The organism is Pseudidiomarina planktonica, assembly GCF_900177775.1.
Lineage (GTDB): Bacteria > Pseudomonadota > Gammaproteobacteria > Enterobacterales > Alteromonadaceae > Pseudidiomarina > Pseudidiomarina planktonica.
In genome coordinates this window covers 1-3854 of record NZ_FXWH01000005.1, presented here as the reverse complement: position 1 = coordinate 3854, position 3854 = coordinate 1, and the positions used below count along the sequence as shown (strand labels likewise).

General features: G+C 51.3%; 2 tRNA genes and 2 rRNA genes. All 4 read left to right on the top strand.

From position 1 onward, the window contains the following. Positions 1-28 precede the first annotated feature (28 nt). The 4 genes from CCE91_RS12200 (at position 29) to rrf (ending at position 3805) form a co-directional block, all read left to right on the top strand. A tRNA-Ile gene (locus tag CCE91_RS12200) sits at positions 29-105 on the top strand. An 89-nt stretch (positions 106-194) separates the two neighbouring features. After that, positions 195-270, top strand: a tRNA-Ala gene (locus CCE91_RS12195). A 365-nt stretch (positions 271-635) separates the two neighbouring features. Beyond that, positions 636-3531: ribosomal RNA gene (locus CCE91_RS12190) — 23S ribosomal RNA — on the top strand. Between the two features lie 158 nt (positions 3532-3689). Next, positions 3690-3805: ribosomal RNA gene (gene rrf, locus CCE91_RS12185) — 5S ribosomal RNA — on the top strand. The last annotated feature ends 49 nt before the right edge of the window (positions 3806-3854 follow it).

Genomic DNA, 3854 nt, shown 5'->3' with positions numbered 1-3854 from the left:
CCAATGCCGGATTGTTCCACGGAATACTGGGTCTGTAGCTCAGCTGGTTAGAGCGCACCCCTGATAAGGGTGAGGTCGGTAGTTCAAGTCTACTCAGACCCACCAAATTTGAACGATGGCTGCGTTGTTCGGGTACTCGCATAGCAGGCTATGCGTCGCACCCTCTCGCCTTGCCCTCCTTCAAATTCCCCATCGGGGCCATAGCTCAGCTGGGAGAGCGCCTGCCTTGCACGCAGGAGGTCAGCGGTTCGATCCCGCTTGGCTCCACCATTTTCCAATGATTCCAATGGTTCCTTTCTTATTGATGAGATAAAGGTCGCACGTCACATCACCTGTGTGGTGATATGGCTCCTGATGTAAAACATCAGGCTACGTGCTCCTTACCATGCTACGTCCTCACGTAGCCTGACGTTTCACGTCAGGGGCGATGGTTAACGTTGAAACGATTCACGAGTCGTTTGACCGGTAACTACGCGTTACATGCTCTTTAACAACATGAACAAGCTGATTGTAATATAAAGAAATGCCACTCTATTTGAATCACCGATTTGGTAGAGGCGTATCGAACGAATGTATAGCGAGAACAGCACCGTATGACAGATTGTGTCCTTAAGTAAGACACTTTCGGGTTGTATGGTTAAGTGAATAAGCGTACACGATGGATGCCTAGGCAGTTGGAGGCGATGAAGGACGTACTAACTTGCGATAAGCCATGATAAGCCAGTAAGAGGCATTTGAGTCATGGATTTCCGAATGGGGCAACCCACTGAGTTTACTCAGTATCATGCACTGAATACATAGGTGTATGAGGCAAACCCGGAGAACTGAAACATCTAAGTACCCGGAGGAACAGAAATCAACCGAGATTTCCTTAGTAGCGGCGAGCGAACGGGAACTAGCCCTTAAGCAACAGCGTTTTTAGTGGAATGCTCTGGAAAGAGCAGCGATACAGGGTGATAGCCCCGTACACGACAAGAGCGCTATTGTGAAAACGAGTAGGTCGGGACACGTGTTATCTTGACTGAATATGGGGGGACCATCCTCCAAGGCTAAATACTCCCAACTGACCGATAGTGAACTAGTACCGTGAGGGAAAGGCGAAAAGAACCCCGGCGAGGGGAGTGAAATAGAACCTGAAATCGTGTACGTACAAGCAGTAGGAGCGGGTTCGTCCCGTGACTGCGTACCTTTTGTATAATGGGTCAGCGACTTATATTTTGTAGCAAGGTTAACCGCATAGGGGAGCCGTAGGGAAACCGAGTCTTAACTGGGCGCTTAGTTGCAAGGTATAGACCCGAAACCGGGCGATCTATCCATGGGCAGGTTGAAGATTGAGTAACATCAATTGGAGGACCGAACTCACTAATGTTGAAAAATTAGGAGATGACCTGTGGATCGGAGTGAAAGGCTAATCAAGCCCGGAGATAGCTGGTTCTCCCCGAAAGCTATTTAGGTAGCGCCTCGGACGAATACCACTGGGGGTAGAGCACTGTTTGGGCTAGGGGGTCATCCCGACTTACCAACCCCATGCAAACTCCGAATACCAGTGAGTACTATCCGGGAGACACACGGCGGGTGCTAACGTCCGTCGTGAAGAGGGAAACAACCCAGACCGCCAGCTAAGGTCCCAAAGTCATGGCTAAGTGGGAAACGATGTGGGAAGGCTCAGACAGCTAGGAGGTTGGCTTAGAAGCAGCCACCCTTTAAAGAAAGCGTAATAGCTCACTAGTCGAGTCGGCCTGCGCGGAAGATGTAACGGGGCTAAGCCATGCACCGAAGCTGCGGATTTACTCTTAGAGTAAGTGGTAGGGGAGCGTTCTGTAAGCCGTTGAAGGTGTGTTGAGAAGCATGCTGGAGGTATCAGAAGTGCGAATGCTGACATGAGTAACGATAATGGGGGTGAAAAACCCCCACGCCGGAAGACCAAGGTTTCCTATCCCATGCTAATCAGGGTAGGGTAAGTCGGCACCTAAGGCGAGGCCGAGAGGCGTAGTCGATGGAAAACAGGTTAATATTCCTGTACCGATATGTATTGCGATGGGGGGACGGAGCAGGCTAGGTAGGCCAGGCGTTGGTAGTCCTGGTGAAAGTGCGTAGGTCAGTGGTTTAGGTAAATCCGGACCGCTCTCTTAAGTGAGAAGACTGAGACACGAGACGAGCACCCACGGGTGCGAAGCTATTGATGCCATACTTCCAGGAAAAGCCTCTAAGCTTCAGATACATATTAGACCGTACCCCAAACCGACACAGGTGGTCAGGTAGAGAATACTAAGGCGCTTGAGAGAACTCGGGTGAAGGAACTAGGCAAAATAGTACCGTAACTTCGGGAGAAGGTACGCCAGAGCTGGTGACTCCCTTGCGGGATGAGCTGGAGCTGGCCGCAGTGACCAGGTGGCTGGGACTGTTTATTAAAAACACAGCACTGTGCAAACTCGAAAGAGGACGTATACGGTGTGACACCTGCCCGGTGCCGGAAGGTTAATTGATGGGGTTAGCGTAAGCGAAGCTCTTGATCGAAGCCCCGGTAAACGGCGGCCGTAACTATAACGGTCCTAAGGTAGCGAAATTCCTTGTCGGGTAAGTTCCGACCTGCACGAATGGTGTAACCATGGCCACGCTGTCTCCACCCGAGACTCAGTGAAATTGAAATCGCCGTGAAGATGCGGTGTACCCGCGGCTAGACGGAAAGACCCCGTGAACCTTTACTACAGCTTGGCACTGAACATTGAACCTACATGTGTAGGATAGGTGGGAGGCTTTGAAGCATTGGCGCTAGTTGATGTGGAGCCAACCTTGAAATACCACCCTTGTATGTTTGATGTTCTAACTTAGCCCCATTATCTGGGGTGAGGACAGTGCCTGGTGGGTAGTTTGACTGGGGCGGTCTCCTCCCAAAGAGTAACGGAGGAGCACGAAGGTTGGCTAAGTACGGTCGGACATCGTACGGTTAGTGCAATGGCATAAGCCAGCTTAACTGCGAGACAGACACGTCGAGCAGGTGCGAAAGCAGGTCATAGTGATCCGGTGGTTCTGAATGGAAGGGCCATCGCTCAACGGATAAAAGGTACTCCGGGGATAACAGGCTGATACCGCCCAAGAGTTCATATCGACGGCGGTGTTTGGCACCTCGATGTCGGCTCATCACATCCTGGGGCTGTAGTCGGTCCCAAGGGTATGGCTGTTCGCCATTTAAAGTGGTACGCGAGCTGGGTTTAGAACGTCGTGAGACAGTTCGGTCCCTATCTGCCGTGGGCGTTTGAGAGTTGAGAGGGGTTGCTCCTAGTACGAGAGGACCGGAGTGAACGAACCGCTGGTGTTCGGGTTGTCATGCCAATGGCACTGCCCGGTAGCTACGTTCGGAACTGATAACCGCTGAAAGCATCTAAGCGGGAAGCAGGCCTCGAGATAAGCTCTCACTAGCACGTAAGTGCTCTAAAGGGTTGTTGGAGACTACAACGTTGATAGGCGGGGTGTGGAAGCGTAGTAATGCGTTGAGCTAACCCGTACTAATTGCCCGTGAGGCTTAACCATACAACACCGAAGGTGTTTTGGTGCTGAGCGCATACAGAGTAAGATACAGACTTTACCAAATTCGAAGGGTAGCCTGACGTTCTACGTCAGGAGCGATATCCGATTCAAAGCAGAGTGCCATTTCAAGCAATCAGCACGTTTATGTTGTGACAGTTTTGTCTGGCGGCCATAGCGACGTGGTACCACCTGAATCCATTCCGAACTCAGTAGTGAAACGTGTCAGCGCCGATGGTAGTGTGGGGTTTCCCCATGTGAGAGTAGGACACCGCCAGACTTCTAATTGAGAAAGCCCCGACCTGATGGTCGGGGTTTTTTTATGCCTG